At 64.9% G+C, this 19,991-nt stretch carries 17 protein-coding genes; 13 read left to right on the top strand and 4 right to left on the bottom strand.

Annotated elements, in window-relative coordinates:
• Position 1 precedes the first annotated feature (1 nt).
• The 4 genes from IWH25_RS12325 to IWH25_RS12310 all read left to right on the top strand — a co-directional run bounded on the left by IWH25_RS12325 (position 2) and on the right by IWH25_RS12310 (position 6,288).
• A complete protein-coding gene (locus IWH25_RS12325) occupies positions 2-1,162 on the top strand; it encodes a PQQ-dependent sugar dehydrogenase (RefSeq protein WP_203386089.1) in 1,161 nt (386 codons plus the stop codon).
• A gap of 390 nt (positions 1,163-1,552) precedes the next feature.
• On the top strand, positions 1,553-4,129 hold the full coding sequence (mutS, locus tag IWH25_RS12320; RefSeq protein WP_238998893.1) for a DNA mismatch repair protein MutS: 2,577 nt from the start codon (positions 1,553-1,555) through the stop codon (positions 4,127-4,129).
• Entirely contained in the window at positions 4,126-5,049 is a 924-nt protein-coding gene (locus IWH25_RS12315) for a metallophosphoesterase family protein (protein WP_203386088.1), read from the top strand. Before mutS ends, IWH25_RS12315 begins: the two co-directional genes overlap by 4 nt.
• A 99-nt stretch (positions 5,050-5,148) precedes the next feature.
• A complete protein-coding gene (locus IWH25_RS12310) occupies positions 5,149-6,288 on the top strand; it encodes an ABC transporter substrate-binding protein (RefSeq protein WP_203386087.1) in 1,140 nt (379 codons plus the stop codon).
• Positions 6,289-6,369: 81 nt separating this feature from the next.
• Here the strand turns inward: IWH25_RS12310 and IWH25_RS12305 are convergent, their stop codons facing one another.
• Together IWH25_RS12305 and IWH25_RS12300 are read right to left on the bottom strand one after the other, a co-directional pair.
• Positions 6,370-6,870, bottom strand: coding sequence for an FKBP-type peptidyl-prolyl cis-trans isomerase (locus IWH25_RS12305; RefSeq protein WP_203386086.1), 501 nt, complete (start codon positions 6,868-6,870; stop codon positions 6,370-6,372).
• On the bottom strand, positions 6,870-7,337 hold the full coding sequence (locus tag IWH25_RS12300; RefSeq protein WP_203386085.1) for a peroxiredoxin: 468 nt from the start codon (positions 7,335-7,337) through the stop codon (positions 6,870-6,872). The genes IWH25_RS12305 and IWH25_RS12300 overlap by 1 nt, the downstream gene beginning before the upstream one ends.
• A 206-nt stretch (positions 7,338-7,543) precedes the next feature.
• Here IWH25_RS12300 and IWH25_RS12295 point away from each other — a divergent pair, with 206 nt between their 5' ends.
• Positions 7,544-8,242, top strand: coding sequence for an SIMPL domain-containing protein (locus IWH25_RS12295; protein ID WP_238998892.1), 699 nt, complete (start codon positions 7,544-7,546; stop codon positions 8,240-8,242).
• A 9-nt stretch (positions 8,243-8,251) separates the two neighbouring features.
• Here IWH25_RS12295 and IWH25_RS12290 read toward each other — a convergent pair whose 3' ends face one another.
• Positions 8,252-9,142 (bottom strand): DMT family transporter, encoded by an 891-nt coding sequence (locus tag IWH25_RS12290; protein ID WP_238998891.1) that lies wholly within the window; start codon positions 9,140-9,142, stop codon positions 8,252-8,254.
• Positions 9,143-9,227: 85 nt separating this feature from the next.
• Between IWH25_RS12290 and dapC the strand changes: the two genes are divergently transcribed.
• The 8 genes from dapC (at position 9,228) to IWH25_RS12250 (ending at position 16,096) form a co-directional block, all read left to right on the top strand.
• Complete coding sequence (gene dapC / locus IWH25_RS12285; protein ID WP_203386084.1) at positions 9,228-10,421, top strand: succinyldiaminopimelate transaminase; 1,194 nt, start codon at positions 9,228-9,230, stop codon at positions 10,419-10,421.
• 10 nt (positions 10,422-10,431) lie between these two features.
• Complete coding sequence (dapD, locus tag IWH25_RS12280; protein ID WP_203386083.1) at positions 10,432-11,253, top strand: 2,3,4,5-tetrahydropyridine-2,6-dicarboxylate N-succinyltransferase; 822 nt, start codon at positions 10,432-10,434, stop codon at positions 11,251-11,253.
• Positions 11,254-11,286: 33 nt separating this feature from the next.
• On the top strand, positions 11,287-12,474 hold the full coding sequence (locus IWH25_RS12275; protein ID WP_203386082.1) for a PilT/PilU family type 4a pilus ATPase: 1,188 nt from the start codon (positions 11,287-11,289) through the stop codon (positions 12,472-12,474).
• Entirely contained in the window at positions 12,464-13,606 is a 1,143-nt protein-coding gene (gene dapE / locus IWH25_RS12270; protein ID WP_203386081.1) for a succinyl-diaminopimelate desuccinylase, read from the top strand. The genes IWH25_RS12275 and dapE overlap by 11 nt, the downstream gene beginning before the upstream one ends.
• Positions 13,599-14,492 carry a 50S ribosomal protein L3 N(5)-glutamine methyltransferase gene (gene prmB / locus IWH25_RS12265; protein ID WP_203386080.1) on the top strand — a complete coding sequence of 298 codons (894 nt, stop codon included), beginning with the start codon at positions 13,599-13,601 and terminating at the stop codon, positions 14,490-14,492. Before dapE ends, prmB begins: the two co-directional genes overlap by 8 nt.
• An 87-nt stretch (positions 14,493-14,579) precedes the next feature.
• Positions 14,580-14,972: a chemotaxis response regulator CheY gene (cheY, locus tag IWH25_RS12260; protein ID WP_203386079.1), complete on the top strand. Its 393-nt coding sequence runs from the start codon at positions 14,580-14,582 to the stop codon at positions 14,970-14,972.
• Between the two features lie 72 nt (positions 14,973-15,044).
• On the top strand, positions 15,045-15,572 hold the full coding sequence (locus IWH25_RS12255; RefSeq protein WP_203386078.1) for a hypothetical protein: 528 nt from the start codon (positions 15,045-15,047) through the stop codon (positions 15,570-15,572).
• 164 nt (positions 15,573-15,736) lie between these two features.
• Positions 15,737-16,096, top strand: coding sequence for a hypothetical protein (locus tag IWH25_RS12250; RefSeq protein WP_203386077.1), 360 nt, complete (start codon positions 15,737-15,739; stop codon positions 16,094-16,096).
• Between the two features lie 714 nt (positions 16,097-16,810).
• Here the strand turns inward: IWH25_RS12250 and IWH25_RS12245 are convergent.
• Positions 16,811-19,912, bottom strand: a complete 3,102-nt coding sequence (locus IWH25_RS12245) for a hypothetical protein (RefSeq protein WP_203386076.1) — start codon at positions 19,910-19,912, stop codon at positions 16,811-16,813.
• Positions 19,913-19,991 lie beyond the last annotated feature (79 nt).

The following is a 19,991-nucleotide window of genomic DNA, read 5'->3' as shown; positions in this document are numbered from 1 at the left end:
CATGCCCGATGCGCACCCGACACCGCCGGCGGCAGCCGACCGCCGCCCGTCCTCGATTGCCCGGCGCCTGCGCGCGGCGCTCGCCGGCGTCGCCCTGCTGTGCGCCTCGTTCGCCGGCGCCGCCGACACGCTGCCGCTCGCCCGCATCCAGCTGCCGCCCGGCTTCGCCATCGAACTGCTGGCGCGCGTGCCGAACGCGCGGCAGATGGCGCTCTCGCCGCAGAACATCCTCTACGTCGGCTCGATGCGCGCCGGCAAGGTGCACGCGCTGCCGCTCGGCCCCGACTACAAGCCGGGCAGGCTGCGCGTCGTCGCCGACGACCTCAAGCTGCCGGTCGGCGTCGCCTGGCGCGACGGCCACCTGTACGTCTCCGCCGTCGACCGCATCCTCCGCCTCGACGACATCGACCGCCGCCTCGATGCCCCGCCGGCGCCGCGCACGATCCGCGACGACCTGCCGAAGGAGACGCACCACGGCTGGAAATTCATCGCCTTCGGCCCCGACGGCTGGCTCTATGTGCCGGTCGGCGCGCCGTGCAACATCTGCGAACCGGACCCCGACCGCTACGCGACGATCCTGCGCCTGCGCCCCGACGGCAGCGAGCTGCAGACCTTCGCCCGCGGCGTCCGCAACACCGTCGGCTTCGACTGGCACCCGGCCACCGGCGAACTGTGGTTCACCGACAACGGCCGCGACTGGATGGGCGACGACCAGCCGCCCGACGAACTGAACCGCGCGCCGAAGGCCGGCCTGCACTTCGGCTACCCCTACTGCCATGGCGGCGACATCGCCGACCCCGAGTTCGGCTGGAGGCGCCGCTGCGCCGAATTCGTGCCGCCGGCGCAGAACCTCGGCCCGCACGTCGCCGCGCTCGGCATGCGCTTCTACAACGGCCGCCAGTTCCCTGCGCAATACCGCAATCAGGTGTTCATCGCCGAGCACGGCTCATGGAACCGCGGCAAGAAGATCGGCTACCGTGTCAGCGTCGTCACGCTGGAGGGCAATCGCGCGGTGCGCTACGAACCGTTCGCCAGCGGCTGGCTCGACGACGACTTCGTCTGGGGCCGCCCGGCCGACGTGCTGGTGCTGCCGGACGGGTCGCTCTTGGTGTCGGACGACCATGCGGGGGCGATCTACCGGATTCGGTACGTCGGGAGCTGAACGCGCAGGGACCCTTCGCTGTTTGCAAATAGCGAATGGCTTGCCGATCGCCCTGTGCGATTCTCACTTCAGACCTGAACACCTATGACGTGTCGCCGGCGGCGACTGAATCCATGTGGATGAAACCTGAAGGGATGGTGGGCGCCAATCCCGCACCCATGTACCTCCATTCCTAGTTGAGTATTTTCTGATGCCGATGCCGGCACTTTTCCGTCGGACCCGTCTTGCACATTCCCTTTAGTCGCCACGCCAGATCACGGATAATGCCCGCTTCCCGGCGCCGCGAAAGCCGGCTCATCGCGGCAGGCCGGGCAAAACAACTTGGCCGATGAGCAGCCAAGCGCTTGAATTTACGACGAAGCCGACAGCCTCCCGCAGATAAAAATCAACATGTCGAAAGAAGCCCAGCACACCCCGATGATGGCGCAATACCTGCGTCTCAAGGCGCAGCACCCGGAGACGCTGCTCTTCTACCGCATGGGGGATTTCTACGAGCTGTTCTACGAGGATGCCGAGAAGGCGGCGCGGCTGCTCGACATCACGCTGACGACGCGCGGGCAGTCGGCGGGCATTCCGATCAAGATGGCCGGCGTGCCCTTCCATGCGGTCGAGCAGTACCTCGCGAAACTCGTGAAGCTCGGCGAGTCAGTGGTCATCTGCGAGCAGATCGGCGACCCGGCAACTTCCAAGGGGCCGGTCGAGCGCGCGGTGGCGCGCATCGTCACGCCGGGGACGCTGACCGACGCGGCGCTGCTCGACGAAAAGCGCGACACGCTGCTGATGGCGCTCTTCGCCATGAAACACAGCGCCGGGCTGGCCTGGTTGAACCTCGCCAGCGGCGAGCTGCGCGCGACCGAGGTGGCGACCGCGAAGCTCGCGGCGACGCTGGAGCGCATCCGCCCGGCCGAGATCGTCGTTCCCGATTCGCTCACCCTGCCCTTCACGCCGGCGGCAGCGCTGACCCGCCGGCCGGACTGGCATTTCGACGCCGAGGCCGCCGAGCGCGAGCTGTGCCAGCAGTTCGCGGTGGCCTCGCTGGCCGGCTTCGGCATCGAGGAGGCCGGCCCGGAAGTCGCCGCCGCCGGCGCACTGCTGCGCTACGCGCAGGCGACGCAGGCACGCGCGCTGCAGCACGTGCGCGCGCTGGTCGTCGAGCGCGAGTCGGCCTACATCGGGCTCGACGCAGCGACGCGGCGCAACCTGGAGCTGACCGAGACGCTGCGCGGCCAGCCGGAGCCGACGCTTTGTTCGCTGCTCGACACCTGCGTCACCACGATGGGCTCGCGCTGCCTGCGCCACGCGCTGCACCACCCGCTGCGCGACCGCGCGCTTCCCGCCGCCCGCCACGCGGCGGTCGAGGCGCTGCTGGACAACGCGAGCAGCGGCGCCGCCGCCGTGCGCGACGCGCTGAAGGGCATCGCCGACATCGAGCGCATCGCCGGCCGCGTCGCCCTCTTCTCGGCGCGCCCGCGCGACCTGTCCGGGCTGCGCGACAGCCTGGCGAAGCTCGCCGGCCTGCGCGCGCCGCTGACCGGCCTCGGCGCGCCGCTGCTGGACGAACTGCACGCGCAGCTGGCGACGCCGGACAACGTCCTCGGCCTGCTCACCCGAGCGATCGCCGCCGAACCCGCCGCCAACCTGCGCGACGGCGGCGTCATCGCTCCCGGCTACGACGCCGACCTCGACGAGCTGCGCGGCATCCAGGACAACTGCGGGGAGTTCCTGCTGGCGCTCGAAGCGCGCGAGAAGGAGCGCACCGGCATCAATAGCCTGAAGGTCGAGTACAACCGCGTGCACGGCTTCTACATCGAGGTCACGCACGCCAACGTCGACAAGATCCCCGAGGACTACCGCCGCCGGCAGACGCTGAAGAACGCCGAGCGCTACATCACGCCCGAGCTGAAGGCCTTCGAGGACAAGGCGCTCTCCGCGCAGGACCGCGCGCTGGCGCGCGAGAAGCTGCTCTGGGACGAGATCCTCTCGGCCTTGCAGCCGGAAATTCCGCGCCTCTTGGAAATCGCCCGCGCCGTCGCGCTGACCGATCTGCTCGCCGCCTTCGCCGACGTCGCCGCGCGCCGCGACTACCGCAAGCCCGAGTTCTCGGACGAACCGGGCGTCTGCATCGAGGGCGGCCGCCACCCGGTGGTCGAGAACCAGATCGCCGCCGACGGCGAGTCGTTCATCGCCAACGAAACCAAGTTGGGCGACGGCCGCCGGCTGCTGCTGATCACCGGCCCGAACATGGGCGGCAAATCGACCTACATGCGGCAGACGGCGCTGATCGCGCTGTTGGCCCACATCGGCGCCTTCGTGCCGGCGACGCGCTGCGTGCTGGGGCCCATCGACCAGATCTTCACCCGCATCGGCGCGTCGGATGACCTCGCCTCCGGCCGCTCGACCTTCATGGTCGAGATGACCGAGTCGGCGGCGATCCTGCACCACGCGACCGAGAACAGCCTGGTGCTGATGGACGAGGTCGGCCGCGGCACCTCGACCTTCGACGGCATGGCGCTGGCCTTCGCCATCTGCCGCCACCTGGTCGAGAAGAACCGCGCGCTGACGCTGTTCGCGACGCACTACTTCGAGCTGACGCTGTTGGCCAACGAATACAGGGAGCTCGCCAACGTGCATCTCGACGCGGTCGAGCACGGCGAGAAGATCGTCTTTCTGCACGCGGTCGAGGAAGGCCCGGCCAACCAGAGCTACGGTATCCAGGTGGCGGCCTTGGCCGGCATCCCGTCGTCGGTCGTACGCGCGGCGAAGAAGCAGCTGCGCGAATTCGAGCAACGCGCATCGATCAACCCGCTGCAGCCGGACCTGTTCGCCAGCGGCCCGGCGCCGGAACCGGAGCCGCCGCTGCCGGAGACGCATCCGGCGCTGGCGGCGCTCGCCGACATCGACCCCGATTCGCTGACCCCGCGGCAGGCGCTCGACGCGCTCTACGCGCTGAAGTCGCAGCTGGCGTGAAGCGCCTCGCCGTCCTCTTCCTCGCCCTCGCCGCGGCGGCGGCGCACGCCGAGACCTGGCGCTTCGCGCTGATCGGCGACACGCCGTACAGCGACTACGAGCGGCAGGAGCTGCCGGCGATGATCGACGCGGTCGCCGCCGAGCACGTCGACTTCATCGTCCACGCCGGCGACTTCAAGCACAGCAAGGATGCCTGCAGCGACGCGCTGTTCGAGGATCGCCGCCAGCTCTTCGACGCTTCGCCGGCGCCTTTCGTCTACGTTCCCGGCGACAACGAATGGACCGACTGCGGCCGCGTTTCGGCCGGCAGCTTCGTGCCCGCCGAGCGGCTGGCGAAGTTGCGCGAACTGTTCTTCGCCGGCGACGAATCGCTCGGCCGGCGGCGTCTCGCGCTCGAGCGCCAGCCCGGCGACTACCGCGAACACCAGCGCTGGCGGCTCGGCCCGGTGCTCTTCGTCAGCCTCAACGTTCCCGGCGGCAACAACAACTACCGCCTGACCGGCGAAGCCAGCGACGAGGCGCTCGCGCGCATGCCGCAGGTGCTCGCCTGGCTGCGCGAAGGCTTCACGCTCGCCCGCCGCGAGGCGCTCGCCGGAGTCGTCGTCGTCATGCAGGCCAACCCGGACTTCCGCTACTTCGCCGCCGGCGTCGCCCCGGGCGGCTACCGCGAGCTGCTCGCCGCGCTGCGCGAGGAGACGATGAACTTTTCCGGCCAGGTCGTGCTGGTGCACGGCGACACGCACTGGCAGCGCATCGACCAGCCGCTGCGCGACCCGGCGAGCGGCCGGCGGCTGGCCAACTTCACCCGCGTCGAGACCTTCGGCTACCCGCACCTGGGCTGGGTCAAGGGCTACATCGACCGCGACTCGCCGGCGCTGTTCCGCTTCGAGGCGCAGCCCTGGCCGCGCCGCGCTCCCTGAGGCCGGCCGCCGCCCACCTGTGGAAACTACGGATGGACGCCTCCCGAAGCGCCTCCTAGATTCCCTCCTCCATACCGATAATCGAGGAGGAGACAGACCATGCGGCATTCCGTTCACCGTGAGCTGCGTCGCCTGCTGGCTGCCTGCCTGCTGACGAGCCTGCCGGCGCTCGCCGCCGAGTTGACGATCGCCCAGGTGGCGCCGTTCAGCGGCCCGCTGACGCCGACCGGAACGCATCTGCGCGCCGGCGCCCAGCTCTACTTCGACGCGGTCAACGCCGCCGGCGGCATCCACGGCAACAAGCTGAAGCTGCAGAGCCGCGACGACGGCTACAAGGCGACGGAGACGGTGAAGCAGGTGCGCGAACTGCTGCGCGAGGGGCAGCCGCTGGCGCTGTTCGGCATCGTCGGCACCGGCAACGTCGAGGCCATCCTCAAGGAGAAGGTGCTCGACGAGGCCGGCATCCCGCTCGTCACCGTGCGCACCGGCGCCTCGACCGTGGTCAAGAGCGGCAATCCCTGGCTGTTCGCCACCCGCGCCAGCTACGCCGCCGAGATCGACAAGATCGTGCAGCAGTACGAGACGATCGGCTACAGGCGCTTCGCGGTCTTCTACCAGAACGACCCGTTCGGGCTCGACGGGCTGGCCAGCGCCGAGGCGTCGATCCGGAAGGCGAACGGCGAACTGGTGGCGAAGGCCGGCTACGAGAAAAACACGACCGAGGTCGCGGCGGCAGTGAAGGCAATCGTCGCCGCCGGCCCGCAGGCGGTGATCATGGTCTCCAACACCGCCGCCAGCGCCGAGTTCGTCAGGCAATCGCGCGCCGCCGGCAACCTCGCGCAATTCGTCGCGCTGTCGGTCACCGACGGACCGCAGGTGGCCGAGAAGATCGGCAAGGAGGTGGCGAAGGGGCTGGCGATCACGCAGGTGGTGCCCGACCCGAGCGGCCGCTCGGTCCCGCTGATCCGCGAGATCCAGGAGAACTTCGCGAAGTTCAGGCCGCAGGACGTGACGCTGAACCACACGCTGGTCGAGGGCTACCTCGGCGCCAAGATCCTCGGCGAGGGGCTGCGCCGCGCCGGCCCGAACCCGACGCGCAAGAAGCTGCGCGACGCGCTCGAGCAGATCCGCGACTACGACGTCGGCGGACAGTACGTCAGCTACTCGGCGAGCAACCGCGTCGGCACCGACTACGTCGACATCACGATCCTGAACAAGGAAGGGAAGCTGCTGCGCTGAGCGCAGCGGGGCGGCGGATGCCGCCCACGATCGGACCGCAGCCGGGGCGCGGCGCGCCCCGCTGCGGGCGAGCGGGACCGCTCAGTGGCAATGCTCCTCGTCGCCGTCGTCGCTGTGCACGTGGCCGTGCGCCAGTTCGTCGGCGCTGGCCGGACGCACCGCGGTGACGGTGCAGGTGAAGATCAGCGACATGCCGGCGAGCGGATGGTTGCCGTCGAGCACGACCTTGTCGTCGGCGATGTCGGTGACGCGGTAGATGATGAACTCCTCGTCGTCCGAGCCTTCCGGCGCGCCCTCGAACTGCATGCCGACCTGCAGTTCCTTCGGGAACGAGGTGCGCGGCTCGATCTGGATCAGCTCCTCGTCGTAGTCGCCGAAGGCCTCCTCGGGCTGCAGCTTGACCTTGATCGTCTCGCCGACCTTCTTGCCCTGCACGGCCTCCTCGATCTTCGGGAAGATGTCGTCGTAGCCGCCGTGCAGATAGACCAGCGGCTCCTTGCCGGCATCGACCAGCTCGCCGTCGGAATCGGTGACGTTGTAGTCGAGCGTGACGACCGTGTTCTTGATCACTTCAGTGTTCATCAATGCAGATCCTTTACCGCGCGCAGCACTTCCATCGCGTGGCCCTTGGCGTTGACTCCGTACAGCACGTGGCGGAGCACGCCGTGTTTGTCGATGATGAAGGTCGAGCGCAGGATGCAGTGCCGCTGCACGCCGTCCACTTCCTTCACCTGCCAGACACCATACTGCTTGCAGACCTCGCCCTCGGTGTCGGAGAGCAGGCGAACCGAAATCCCGTGCTGGTCGCGAAACTCCGCGTGGCGGAGGCAATCGTCGCGGCTGATGCCCATGATCATGCAGCCGAGGCGCTGGAACTCCTCCTCGTGGTCGGAGAAGTCGGTCGCCTCCAGCGTGCATTGCGGCGTGCCATCCTTTGGGTAGAAGAAGAGAACCAGATGGTGCTTGCCGACGTAGCGCGACAGGTCAACCTCTTCCATGTCGGCATCGGGCAATACGAACGTGGGTGCTGCCTGTCCCGTCTTCAGCATGTCGCCTCCTAAAAGACGTTCCCAGAACCGCAGGGTTGGCCGGATTCTACACACACTTTTTCGGCGATGACTACACGCAGTGCAGCGTGCCGGCAACGATTGTCGCAAGCGGGCTCCGCGCCTATCATGACATTGCGTTTTCACCCGCCGAGTAGTCGATAGAAATCAACGTACTCGCCGTCGAGCGAGAAGACAAGGAGAGCATCATGCCCCACTTCGGAATGCGCCGCGGCATCGCCGCACTCGTCATCGCCGCACTCGTCATCGCCGCCAGCGCCAGCGGCGCCATCGCCGCGACCACCATCGACCTCGCCGCCGATGCCAGCCGCCCCGCCGCCAACGACCTCGCCCGCGCGACGCTGTTCGCCGAGGCGACCAGCGCGAGCGCCGGCGACGCGGCGAAGCGCGTCAACGCGCTGATCGCCGACGCGCTGGCCGCCGCCAAAAGCCATCCGCGCGTCAGGGCGAAGACCGCCGGCACGCACACCTATCCGGTCTACAGCAAGGGCGGCGGCAGGATCGAGGGCTGGCGGATGCGCTCGGAGGTCGCGCTCGAATCGGGCGACACCGCGGCGCTGTCGGAGCTGCTCGGCAAGCTGCAAGCGACGCTGGGCGTCGCCGGCATCATCCTGATGCCGTCACCGGAAACGCGCAAGAAGGCCGAGGACGAGGCATTGCTCGACGCCATCGCCGCCTTCCGCGAGCGCGCCAAGCTCGCTGCCGACGCGCTCGGCAAGCCGTACCGGATCAAGCACCTGTCGCTCGGCAGCCAGGGCCACCGGCCGCCGCTGCCGATCATGCGCGCGGCGCCGATGGCGGCGATGGAGGCGGCGCCGATGCCGGTCGAAGCCGGCGAATCGCAGGTGACGGTGAACGTCAGCGGGCAGATCGAGCTCGCCGATTAGGGCGTGGCCCTATTGCTCCATCCGCGTCGAGAACAGGCTGGCGGCGATGATCATCGCGCCGCCGATCCATTCCTGCAGGCCGAGCAGTTCGCCGGCGAGCAGCCATGACGACACCGCGGCGAAGCCGACCTCGGAGAGCATGATCACGATCGCCTGGTTGGCCGGCGTATGCGCCAGCCCGTACTGCACGACGACGTTGATCACCAGCAGCAGGCCGCCGGTCAGCAGCAGCAGCCCCCACGCCGACGACGGCACGCCCGCCGGCGGCGGCAGCTCGACGCCGCCGAGCGCCGCGCCGAGGACGATGACGCCGACGAAGGAGACCAGGATGCGCTGCGACACCGGCAGGTCGCGCGCGCGCCGCGAGAGCACGTTGAACAGCGCGAAGCAGAAGCCGGCGCCGAGTCCGTACCAGTCGGCCAGGTCGCGCGGCAGCGGCAGCCCGGTGTCCGGCCGCCACAGCATGGTCGCGGCGCCAGCCAGCGACAGCAGGACGACAAAGGCACCGAAGCGGTTGAGGCGCTCGCCGAGCAGCGTCCAGGCGAGCAGCACGGTCCACAGCGGCGCCAGGTAGAACAGCAGCAGCACGCGCATCACTTCGCCGCTGAGCGTCGCCATCACGTAGCCGAGGTTGCAGCCGCCGGCGGCGAAGGCCAGCCCGACCATCAGCCACGGGTGTGCCGGACGCGTCGGCCACGGCCGCCAGATCAGCAGCGCCAGCGCGAAGGCGATGGCGTAGGTGAGCGTGGTCGAGGGCACGCCGGCGATGCCGGCATCGCGCAGCACACGGTAGGGATACCAGATCAGCCCCCAGACCAGCGCGCCGGTGACCAGCGCGGTCACCGCCAGTCCGCGCGAGGCGCCGGCAGCGACGCCCGAGACCGCAGGTTTTTCCGCCATCAGGCCCGCCTCCCCTTTCCTTCCGTCACCCGCCGATGCCCCTTATAATCTGCCGTTCGACGAACCGCACGCCATCCCCCGACACGTGAATCCCCATCTTGCCCAGCTGCAGCCCTATCCCTTCGAGAAGCTGCGCCAACTCTTCGCCGGCGTCACGCCGAACCCGCAATTCCGCGAAATCAAGCTGTCCATCGGCGAGCCGCAGCACGCGACGCCGGAATTCATCAAGCAGGCGCTGACCGCCGGCCTCGGCGGCCTGGCGAACTATCCTACCACGCAGGGTACGCCCGCCCTGCGCCAGGCGATCGCCGCCTGGATGGGCCGCCGCTACGGCCTCGACGGCGTCAACGCCGATACCGAGATCCTGCCGGTGAACGGCTCGCGCGAGGCGCTGTTCGCGTTTGCGCAGACCGTCATCGATCCGTCGCGAGGCTATGTGCCGCTGGTGGTCAGCCCGAACCCGTTCTACCAGATCTACGAAGGTGCCGCCTACCTCGCCGGCGCCGCGCCGCGCTTCATCAACACGCTGCCGGAGAACGACTTCGCGCTCGACCTCGACGCGCTCAGCGAGGCCGAATGGTCGCGCGTGCAGCTGATGTACGTCTGCTCGCCGGGCAACCCGACCGGCAAGGTGCTGGCCCTCGACGACTGGAAGAAGCTGTTCGCGCTCTCGGACAAGCACGGTTTCGTGATCGCCTCCGACGAGTGCTACTCGGAGCTCTATTTCGAGGAGGGCAAGGCGCCGCTCGGCGGCCTGCAGGCGGCGAAGCTGCTCGGCCGCGGCTTCGATCGGCTGGTGATGTTCTCCAGCCTGTCGAAACGCTCGAACGTGCCGGGCATGCGCTCCGGCTTCGTCGCCGGCGACGCGGCGATCCTCAAGCAGTTCCTGCTCTACCGCACCTACCACGGCGCGGCGATGAGCCCGGCGGTGCAGGCGGCGTCGGTCGCGGCCTGGAACGACGAGGCGCACGTCGTCGACAACCGGCGCCTGTATGCCGAGAAATTCGAGAAAGTGACGCCGGTCGTCGCCTCGGCCCTCAAGACCGGCATGCCCGACGCCAGCTTCTACCTGTGGGCGAAGACGCCGATCGCCGACACCGAGTTCGCCCGCCGGCTGCTCGCTGAATATAATGTGGTCGTCCTGCCGGGCAGCTTCCTCGCCCGCGAGGCCAACGGCGCGAACCCCGGCGCCGGATTCGTGCGCATCGCGCTCGTCGCGCCGCTCGCCGAATGCCTCGAGGCAGCCGATCGCATCCGACAATTCGTTTCAAAACTCTAGGAAAAACGACATGCAGCAATTCCAGCAGATCATCGAAGAGGCCTGGGAAAACCGGGCCAACCTGCAACCCGGCACCGCCCCGGCCAAGGTCGGCGAAGCCGTCGCCGCCGTGCTCGGCGAACTCGACGCCGGCCGCCTGCGCGTCGCCGAGAAGATCGACGGCGACTGGGTCACCCACCAGTGGATCAAGAAGGCCGTGCTGCTGTCGTTCCGCCTCGAGGACAACAAGCTGCTGGACGGCGGCCCGATGCGCTTCTACGACAAGGTGCCGACCAAGTTCGCCAACTACACGCAGGAAGACTTCGCCCGCGGCGGCTTCCGCGTCGTGCCGCCGGCCACCGCGCGCCGCGGCTCCTACCTCGCGAAGAACGTCGTGCTGATGCCGTCCTACGTGAACATCGGCGCCTACGTCGACGAAGGCACGATGGTCGACACCTGGGCCACCGTCGGCTCCTGCGCGCAGATCGGCAAGAACGTGCACCTCTCCGGCGGCGTCGGCATCGGCGGCGTGCTCGAACCGCTGCAGGCCGGCCCGACGATCATCGAGGACAACTGCTTCATCGGCGCCCGCTCGGAAGTCGTCGAGGGCGTCATCATCGGCGAAGGCTCGGTGATCTCGATGGGCGTCTACATCGGCCAGTCGACCAAGATCTACGACCGCGAGACCGGCGAGGTGATGTACGGCCGCGTGCCGCCGGGATCGGTCGTCGTCTCCGGCAACCTGCCGTCGAAGGACGGTTCGTACAGCCTGTACTGCGCGGTGATCGTCAAGAAGGTGGACGCCAAGACGCGCGCCAAGACCAGCATCAACGAGCTGCTGCGCGGCGACTGACCCCCCTCCGGCGGAGAAGAAGAAAGGACTGCGATGATTCTCGACAAGCTGTTCCAGCTGATGGCCGAAAAGCAGGCCTCGGACATCTTCATCTCCGCCGGCACGCCGATCCACATCAAGATCCAGGGCACCACGGTGCCGGTCAACCAGCAGGTGATGGACACGGCGATGATCGAAAAGATCGCCCAGGAACTGCTGACGCCGGACCAGGCGAAGAGCTTCGAAGCGACGATGGAGATGAACCTCTCCTTCGGCGTGCCCGGCGTCGGCAACTTCCGCATCAACCTGTTCCGCCAGCGCGGCTCGATCTCTATCGTCGTCCGCTACATCCTCGGCAACATCCCGACGCTGGACTCGCTCGGCCTGCCGCCGGTGCTCGCCGACCTGATCATGGAAAAGCGCGGGCTGATCCTGATCGTCGGCTCGACCGGCTCCGGCAAGTCGACGACCATCGCGTCGATGCTCGACCACCGCAACATCAACCGCACCGGCCACATCCTGACGATCGAGGACCCGATCGAGTTCCTGTTCAAGCACAAGAAGTCGATCGTCAACCAGCGCGAGCTGGGGATGGACACGCTGGACTGGAACAACGCGCTGAAGAACGCGATGCGGCAGGCGCCGGACTGCATCCTGATCGGCGAGATCCGCGACAAGGAAACGATGCAGGCGGCGATCGCCTACGCGCAGACCGGCCACCTGTGCCTCGGCACGCTGCACGCGAACAACAGCTACCACGCGCTGAACCGCATCATCAACTTCTTCCCGCTGGAGAGCCGGACCTCGCTCTACCTCGACCTCTCCGTCGCCTTGCGCGCGATCGTCTCGCAGCGGCTGGTGAAGAAGCCCGACGGCCGGCGCATCCCGACCGCCGAAGTGCTGCTCAACACCCGCCACGTCGCCGAGCTGATCGAGCGCGGCGAGGTGCAGGCGATCAAGGAGGCGATGGAGCAGAGCCTGGCCCCGGGATCGCAGACCTTCGAGCAGGACCTCTTCCGCCTGTACAAGGAAAACGTCATCACCCTCGACGAGGCGCTGGCGAACTCCGATTCGCCGACCAACCTGTCGTGGCTGATCAACAACTCCGAATTCGGCAACGACAAGCCGGAGGAAAAGCGTCCGGAAACGACGCTCGAATTCGGCGTCGACAGCGGCCCGTCATTCAAGGAATTCACCCTCAGCATCGCCGACCCCGACGAAGACAAACAACATGCCTCTTGACCCCACGCTCGGCCTCACCGAGCAGCTGATTTCCCGCCGCTCGGTGACCCCCGAGGATGGCGGTTGCATGCCCCTGATCGCCGAGCGCCTCGCCGCCATCGGCTTTGCCTGCGAATACATCAACCGCAACGGCGTCACCAACCTCTGGGCGCGCCGCGGCAGCGCCGCGCCGCTGCTCTGCTTCGCCGGCCACACCGACGTCGTTCCGACCGGCCCGCTCGAACAGTGGTCGTCCGACCCGTTCGTGCCGACGCACCGCGACGGCATGCTCTACGGCCGCGGCGCCGCCGACATGAAGGGGTCGCTCGCCGCCTTCGTCACTGCCAGCGAGGCCTTCGTCGCCGCCCATCCGCAGCACGCCGGCTCGATCGCCTTCCTGCTCACCTCGGACGAGGAAGGCGACGCCACCGACGGCACCGTCGCCGTCACCGAAACACTGAAGGCGCGCGGCGAAGGCATCGACTTCTGCGTCGTCGGCGAGCCCACCGCGGTGAATACGCTCGGCGACATGGTCAAGAACGGCCGCCGCGGCTCGCTCTCCGGCCGCCTGATGGTGAAGGGCGTACAGGGCCATATCGCCTACCCGCATCTGGCGAAGAACCCGATCCACCTCGCTGCACCGGCGATCGCCGAGCTCGCGGCGACGGAATGGGATCAGGGCAACGCGCACTTCCCGCCGACCACCTGGCAGATCTCCAACATCAAGGGCGGCACTGGCGCAACGAACGTCATCCCCGGCACCGTCGAGGTCCTCTTCAACTTCCGCTTCTCGACCGCGAGCACACCGGAAGGCCTGCAGCAGCGGCTGGAAGAAACGCTGCGCCGGCACGGCCTCGACTACGAGATCAAATGGACGCTCGGCGCCCGCCCCTTCCTCACCGCGGAGGGCGCGCTGGTCGACGCGGCGCGCGCGGCGATCCGCGACGAGCTCGGCATCGACACCGAGCTGTCGACCACCGGCGGCACCTCGGACGGCCGCTTCATCGCGCAGATCTGCCCGCAGGTGATCGAGATCGGTCCGGTCAACGCCACCATCCACAAGATCGACGAATGCGTCGAAGCGGCGGCGCTGCCGAAGCTCGCCGGCATCTACCGTCGCCTCCTCGAACGATTGCTCGCTCCCCATGCCTGAAAACAAATACCCGGAACTCGCCACGCTGCGCGACCTGCTGCGCTTCGCCGTCAGCCGCTTCAACGAAGCCGGGCTGTTCTTCGGTCACGGCAGCGACAACGCCTGGGACGAAGCGGTCTACCTGCTGCTGCACACGCTGCACCTGCCGCTCGACCGCCTCGATCCCTTCCTCGACGCGCGCCTGACCGCCGCCGAGTGCGCGCAGGTGCTCGCCGTCATCGAGCGCCGCGTGCGCGACCGCGTGCCCGCAGCCTACATCACCAAGGAAGCCTGGCTCGGCGAGCACCGCTTCTACGTCGACGAGCGCGTCATCGTGCCCCGCTCGTTCATCGCCGAGCTGCTCGAAGAGCAGCTGCAGCCGTGGATCGACGATCCGTGGGCGATCGGCAGCGCGGTCGACCTGTGCACCGGCTCCGGCTGCCTGGCGATCCTCGCCGCGCTGGCCTTCCCCGACGCGCAGGTGGACGCCGTCGACCTGTCGCCCGACGCGCTCGAGATCGCCCGCCGCAACGTCGCCGACTACGCGCTGCAGGACCGCGTCCGCCTGGTCCATTCCGACCTCTTCACCGGACTCGCCGGCAAGCGCTACGACCTGATCATCTCCAACCCGCCCTACGTCAACGCCGAGTCGATGGCGACGCTGCCCGAGGAATACCGGCGCGAGCCGGAGATGGCGCTGGCCGGCGGCGACGACGGGCTCGACCTGGTGCGCGTGATGCTGCGCGAGGCGAAGGACCACCTGAACCCGGGCGGCTTGCTGATCGTCGAGATCGGCCACAACCGCGACGCGCTGGAAGCGGCCTTCCCGCAGACGCCGTTCACCTGGCTGGACACCAGCGGCGGCGACCAGTTCGTGTTCCTGCTGCGCGCCGACGAACTGCCCTGAGCAGGCGCCGCCCGATGACATTCGCGCGGGCGGCGGCGCACCGAATTGTGATAGCCTTCGAACTTCTCACCACGGATCGGCCATTTCATGGGTGACAAAACCAATTTCAAATTCCTGGTGGTGGACGACTTCTCCACCATGCGTCGCATCGTGCGCAACCTGCTCAAGGAACTCGGCTTCAACAACGTCGAAGAAGCGGAGGACGGCGCCATCGCCCTCTCCCGCCTCAAGTCCGGCGGCATCGATTTCGTCGTCACCGACTGGAACATGCCGAACATGGACGGCCTGACGCTGCTGCAGTCGATCCGCGCCGACGCGGCGCTGAAGCATCTGCCGGTGCTGATGATCACCGCCGAGGCGAAGAAGGAGAACATCATCGCCGCCGCTCAGGCCGGCGCCTCCGGCTACATCGTGAAGCCCTTCACCAGCGCGACGCTTGCCGAAAAACTGAACAAGATCTTCGAAAAAATGGGGGTTTGAATGGCAACGAAGAGCAGCGGCAAATCCAAGGCAACGGCCAAGCGGCCGACCGCGAAAGCCGTAACGAGCAAGATGCCGGCGAAGAAAGCCGTAGCCACGCCGAAAATCGCAGCGCCGAAGAAGCCCGCCCGCAAGCCGGCCGTCGCGGCCAAGCGCGGCGACAGCAGCCACGTCCTCGACGAGCTGAAAGGTCTCGCCCGCGAGTTGAAACAGGCGGCGAAGGGGCTCAACAAGAAGGCGTCACACAACCCGAAGGCGGTTTCGTCGATCCTCGGCAACGTCGAACGGATGACCGCCGACGCCGCCAACAAGTCGCTCGGCGAAGCCGAACTGGCGAAGCAGCTGGTCGGCGGCACCCTCGACTCGCTGTCGAAGAACTGGAACCGCCAGGAGATCGAGGCCAACCTCAAGCTGGTCAGCGGCCACCTCACCAACATCATCGTCGCCCAGGAATTCCAGGACCTCGCCGGCCAGTCGCTGCGCAAGGCGATGAAAGCGCTGGTCGGCGCCATCATCGTCGTCGAGGGCGGCGGCCCAACCGAAGAGAAGCGCCTGTCGCAGAGCGAGATCGACGGCCTGCTCAACGACCTGATGCCCTGACGCCGGCGGCCGCGGCCGCCGCCCCATTTCCGGAACGGCAAGCGAAGCTCTCGCTTGCCGTTTTGCTTTATCGCCGCCGCCCGCACGTCGGCGCGTCCCTCCCCGGCACAGCGATTGCTGGGGGCTGGCTACCGAAACATTTGGCCCACGGGGGAACGGAAACGATGTCGGACAATCTCGAAAACCACTTCGGCCATGTCGCCAGGCATGCGGTAGCCCAGACGCTACTGACCGGGTGCATGAGCAAGAGCCTCGCCTTCGTCGCCGGCGTCCTGCAAGGGAAAAACGGCAACGGCTGTGCGGCGGCGCTGACCGGGTCGGAGCGGCGGATCGTCGAGCTGGGCTTTCTCACCCGCGAGCGAAGCGAGGAGCTGTTCTCCCGTTGCCGGGAATGCCGCCAGGCGCTGAACGACGCCGCCAGCGCGTGGAAGAAGCGGGACCGCCGCGAACTCGACGCCAAGCTGCGCCAATTCCGCGAAGCGCAGCGCCGGATGCGCCGCGAGATCGTCGCCATCGCGGACTGAGCGCCGCGCCGGCACCGGCGACGCGCCAGGTCGCTGCCCTGCGCGGTCGCACTGCCTGAGGCCGCGCACGCGGCCAGCACCGGCGGCGGATTTGACGCGCCCGCGCGGGACAAAGAAAAAGCCCTGCAAACACCGGGTTTGCAGGGCTTTTGGGGTGGGGCGACATACCGGGACCGAACCGGTGACACCTGGAATCACAATCCGGGATGTTTTTTTAACGTATTGTTTTTATTAACTTTGCATTGCGACGCCCGTTGCCAATTGCACGATGCAAGCACCAAGAAGCTCAATAAAGTCACGCAAAACTCACGCAGCTTTTTCTGGCCTTGAATGCAGGATCCAAGCGCGAAGACGAGCCGTACATTCTGACTGGCGGGCTGCAATTCGGCCAAAGCGGTCGGATGGCGCATGTCGATCGAACGGCTGGTATCAAACGGTCAGCAGACATCGAGGAAAGACTGGGTCGAAGGTCTCTTTTCCGGCTCGGCGCTCGCGAACCATCAACCCAAATCTGCCCGTCGTTGGTTCTGAGGGAAAACGGCTGCTATTTGAGTTTAAGGCTAGGAAATCGCCGTTATGGAACCTGCTCGCAGTAACAGACGGCGTTTCGGATTTCGCAAAAGGGTTTGCTTCTAGCGTGAACAAGGGCACTTTCCTCGTACCTGCATTCACTACAAGACATTCAAAACCCAAATGGTTGTAGGAAATCCAACGTTATTCGTTATCAAAAAAGTCGTCTCTCAGCGCATCGGGGCGCCTCATGTTGGACTCCTTCAACTGCTGATACTTGCGATCTAGGTCCGCCGCTTCCTGAGTTTTTCCCAAGTAACGTAGAAGCTTTCCAAAGTATACGATCGAGTACTCGTGCCACGGATCTCGATCCAGTGCGGCGCAAAACCCCTTTTCCGCGTCAGCCAGTTCGCCGCGCTTCCAGTTCATATAGGCACGCGCTCCAAGGATCGACGCGTCTTTATCTCCCCCCGCTTCTTGTTCCGCCTCCGCAAACAGTTCTTCAGCTCGATCGTAGTAACTAAACCGAGCGCGTATGTGCCCCCAATTTTTCAGTATCCACGCCACCGGTTTCTTCTTCGCGCGTCCTATATCGATGGCCGAAAGAAAGGCTGCATCGCTGTCGTCCCATCTTTGCAGGCGTGCGTTGCAGCGACCCAGCGCCTCTTGAATTTCCTCGTCCTTCGTGGAGATGGATGCTGCAACATTTAAAGCATCTAGGGCGACGACGTAATTCCGTTCTTCGGCGTAAACTTCTCTGGCCGACCGCTTTATCTGTGTTATGAGCCGTCTTGCTTCCTGAGTTGTTTTTTCAAGCGCCCCTCCAGCTACCAAGTGATGGACATACTCGGCCCGAGCGATTAGAGCCCCCCGACCTTTGACGTATTTGTTTGGTAGCATTGACTTATAAAGGCGGGCAAGATATGCATGGACCCGGCGTTTTTCTGTTGGATCTTTCTCCAGTTCGACCAAAAACTCCTCTCGGATTGCTTCATGTAACTTGACTCCGTCACGTTCAGGGAGCAGAACTGCGGCTCGCTCGGCGAACGCAGCAGCAAAGTCAGCAAGTCTCTCACCTTCCGCGTCTAGGTCGCGAAGCACCGAAAGCGAAATAGGTCGCCGAATGCATGACAGCATTGCCAATTGACGCTTTTCTTCCGGATTCGAAGCGAAATCCGGCAGCAATCCCTTCGCAATTGATTCTCGGGCTTTAACCGGTGACGTAAGGAACGCTGGGTCGCGCTTTTCACGCGCACATTCGACAAGTGTTACAGCCGACAGAGGGTGCCCTGACAGCAACGACACTACTTTGTGATCCACGGTTAGCTCAGCATCGGCGTGAAACTGATCTTTCACCAACTGTATTTGTCGTTCCACTATCCGCCGAACGTATTCATCTTCCAAGACTTTGAGATTGATTGTTGCAGAGTACGGTGTTGACCTTACGAATTCCGGCAAGAAGCCACTCCAACAAATTATGACTTTTGCGGCACGTTTAGCACACCGTGTGCCGAAGGCGCTGAGAAAAGCTTTCAGAATCTCGGCGTCTTTGCGTGACGCGTTTTTTCTGAAAACGAGAGCGAGATCATCTAGGACGAGAAATTGATCTTTCCTATTCTGGAACACATGCGCAACTTCTTTCACCGGAATTGCGAGCGCATCTTCGGCCATCGCATCAAGGGCGTCGACATCGTACGGACGACCCAATGACACCGCGACTTCCGCCAATAATTGAGATGCCGACATGCCAGAATAAACACTTATCGGCAATTCCCCGTGCCCAGGAAACAATTTCGATAATGCTGCACGCACGAAATCCGTTTTTCCAATCCCACTTGGACCCGCGATGAAAATAATGCCTATTTCATCATTTAGTACGAGTTGCCTAAATCGGTCGAGGTCGCCACCACGATTTTGAAATCTTGCGATTGACCACTCAACGCCACGGTCCAACCTCGATGGAGCCTCGAGGCTTTCTTGATCTTGGCAGCCCGCCGCTGCAGGCAGTTTGGTGCAACGTAACTTGATCGCGCTGATAGCCCTGCCAATTTCGGTCGCGTCACTGCCCGCTTCGAGGATTGCGTCACGAAGACGACGCTGCAACGAAGCGAGAGTATCAGCCTCAAATTGTTGCAGAGATGGAACATCGGGTGGGACAAAGCAGATTCGTAGCGAGTCGAGAACCTTCTCCCTGTTTAGGTCGCCGGCTCCCTGTGCGATGTCCCTTACGGACCGCAACCTTTCGTAGACCGCTTGCTCCAGGCCGGCTCCGTGAACAGCAAGGAAGTTGTTAATCGATTCTGCAACTTTTGAGAGCTTCCGCTCCCCAAGATATCGGTCGCACAGTTTAACTAGCGACTCATGAAGCTTTGCTGCTCCCTGTTCCGAATGGACTATCGGTATAGCCCAAGGGGCAATGCTTTTTGGAATCGCGTATACCGAGCCCCTTGAAGGCACAATCTGCGTCAAATCTAAATCTGCTCGCAGAATTGCTTCATCCCCCTCCGGTATCGCCCTGCACGGAAAAAGAGGCTGAACCCACTTTTCAATGATTCCCTGAGACGCATATACGGATGTTTGGCCGCCCACAGAATCATTTGCGTATGCCAACAGGCAATCATTCGTGGCAAGAAAGGCGCCAGCGACTTCAAAAGGAGTAGTGCTAGGTGACAACGATGGACAAATCAGCAGCCGAGGTTTTTTTGCCCCTCTGAATTCTTCTCCCAAGTTTGATGCATGAAGAGCGTCAATGCAGAGAAGCAGTGATACACATTCCGTTTCGCCTTCAACAAATGGCTCCGGCTGCGAATTTGTGGAAACGAATTCCAAATCGGGTTCCCACTTTGATGGCGTCTTCTTGTAGAAGAAGATCGGTTTCCCATTTGGACGAAAAACAGGGGCAACTGCGGTGCCTGGGACCGGACTTTCGGCAAAACCTAGCGATGCATACTCCTTTTCCCGCTCAACGGGCACTCGGTGAGATCCCGCAACGATCGTGCAGCTCAGTTCCTTCGAAAGAGACTGGCAAATTGGCAATACCGAAATCGGTATAGAGTATTCGGGAAAAACGACAAGATTGGCGCGGGCAGCATGAGCGGCGCGAACTATGTGCTCAAGCTTCTGGCGAAGGAATCCTTCGCTCGTTTCCCGTGAATGCTGCCGCAGTTCCCGAAGGCTAGCTGCATTTAGACAGCGGGAAAGGTCGACATTCAAGTGCGAAGTGAACCCTTCAATGGAGAGGTGGTCAGATTCAGGCGAGAAGTAAGCAGGTAAATAGTTGAACTGTACCAAGGCAACTCGGATCATCGCGCTTTCCTAATTTTCGTTCTGGCATCCAAGGTTCAAATAATGCCACCCAGATTAAACTCATTACAATATTTCACGC

The organism is Azospira restricta (assembly GCF_016858125.1).
Classification (GTDB): domain Bacteria; phylum Pseudomonadota; class Gammaproteobacteria; order Burkholderiales; family Rhodocyclaceae; genus Proximibacter; species Proximibacter restrictus.
This window is presented reverse-complemented; position numbering and strand designations above follow the sequence as displayed.

Bases quoted from the DNA above. Each gene is read 5' to 3' on its own strand.
- prmB (WP_203386080.1), top strand. From the start codon at position 13,599: ATGCCTGAAAACAAATACCCGGAACTCGCCACGCTGCGCGACCTGCTG.
- IWH25_RS12245 (WP_203386076.1), bottom strand. From the start codon at position 19,912: ATGATCCGAGTTGCCTTGGTACAGTTCAACTATTTACCTGCTTACTTC.
- IWH25_RS12300 (WP_203386085.1), bottom strand. From the start codon at position 7,337: ATGCTGAAGACGGGACAGGCAGCACCCACGTTCGTATTGCCCGATGCC.
- IWH25_RS12275 (WP_203386082.1), top strand. From the start codon at position 11,287: ATGATTCTCGACAAGCTGTTCCAGCTGATGGCCGAAAAGCAGGCCTCG.
- IWH25_RS12250 (WP_203386077.1), top strand. From the start codon at position 15,737: ATGTCGGACAATCTCGAAAACCACTTCGGCCATGTCGCCAGGCATGCG.
- IWH25_RS12295 (WP_238998892.1), top strand. From the start codon at position 7,544: ATGCCCCACTTCGGAATGCGCCGCGGCATCGCCGCACTCGTCATCGCC.
- cheY (WP_203386079.1), top strand. From the start codon at position 14,580: ATGGGTGACAAAACCAATTTCAAATTCCTGGTGGTGGACGACTTCTCC.
- IWH25_RS12325 (WP_203386089.1), top strand. From the start codon at position 2: ATGCCCGATGCGCACCCGACACCGCCGGCGGCAGCCGACCGCCGCCCG.
- IWH25_RS12255 (WP_203386078.1), top strand. From the start codon at position 15,045: ATGCCGGCGAAGAAAGCCGTAGCCACGCCGAAAATCGCAGCGCCGAAG.
- mutS (WP_238998893.1), top strand. From the start codon at position 1,553: ATGTCGAAAGAAGCCCAGCACACCCCGATGATGGCGCAATACCTGCGT.
- IWH25_RS12290 (WP_238998891.1), bottom strand. From the start codon at position 9,142: ATGGCGGAAAAACCTGCGGTCTCGGGCGTCGCTGCCGGCGCCTCGCGC.
- dapE (WP_203386081.1), top strand. From the start codon at position 12,464: ATGCCTCTTGACCCCACGCTCGGCCTCACCGAGCAGCTGATTTCCCGC.
- IWH25_RS12310 (WP_203386087.1), top strand. From the start codon at position 5,149: ATGCGGCATTCCGTTCACCGTGAGCTGCGTCGCCTGCTGGCTGCCTGC.
- IWH25_RS12305 (WP_203386086.1), bottom strand. From the start codon at position 6,870: ATGAACACTGAAGTGATCAAGAACACGGTCGTCACGCTCGACTACAAC.
- dapD (WP_203386083.1), top strand. From the start codon at position 10,432: ATGCAGCAATTCCAGCAGATCATCGAAGAGGCCTGGGAAAACCGGGCC.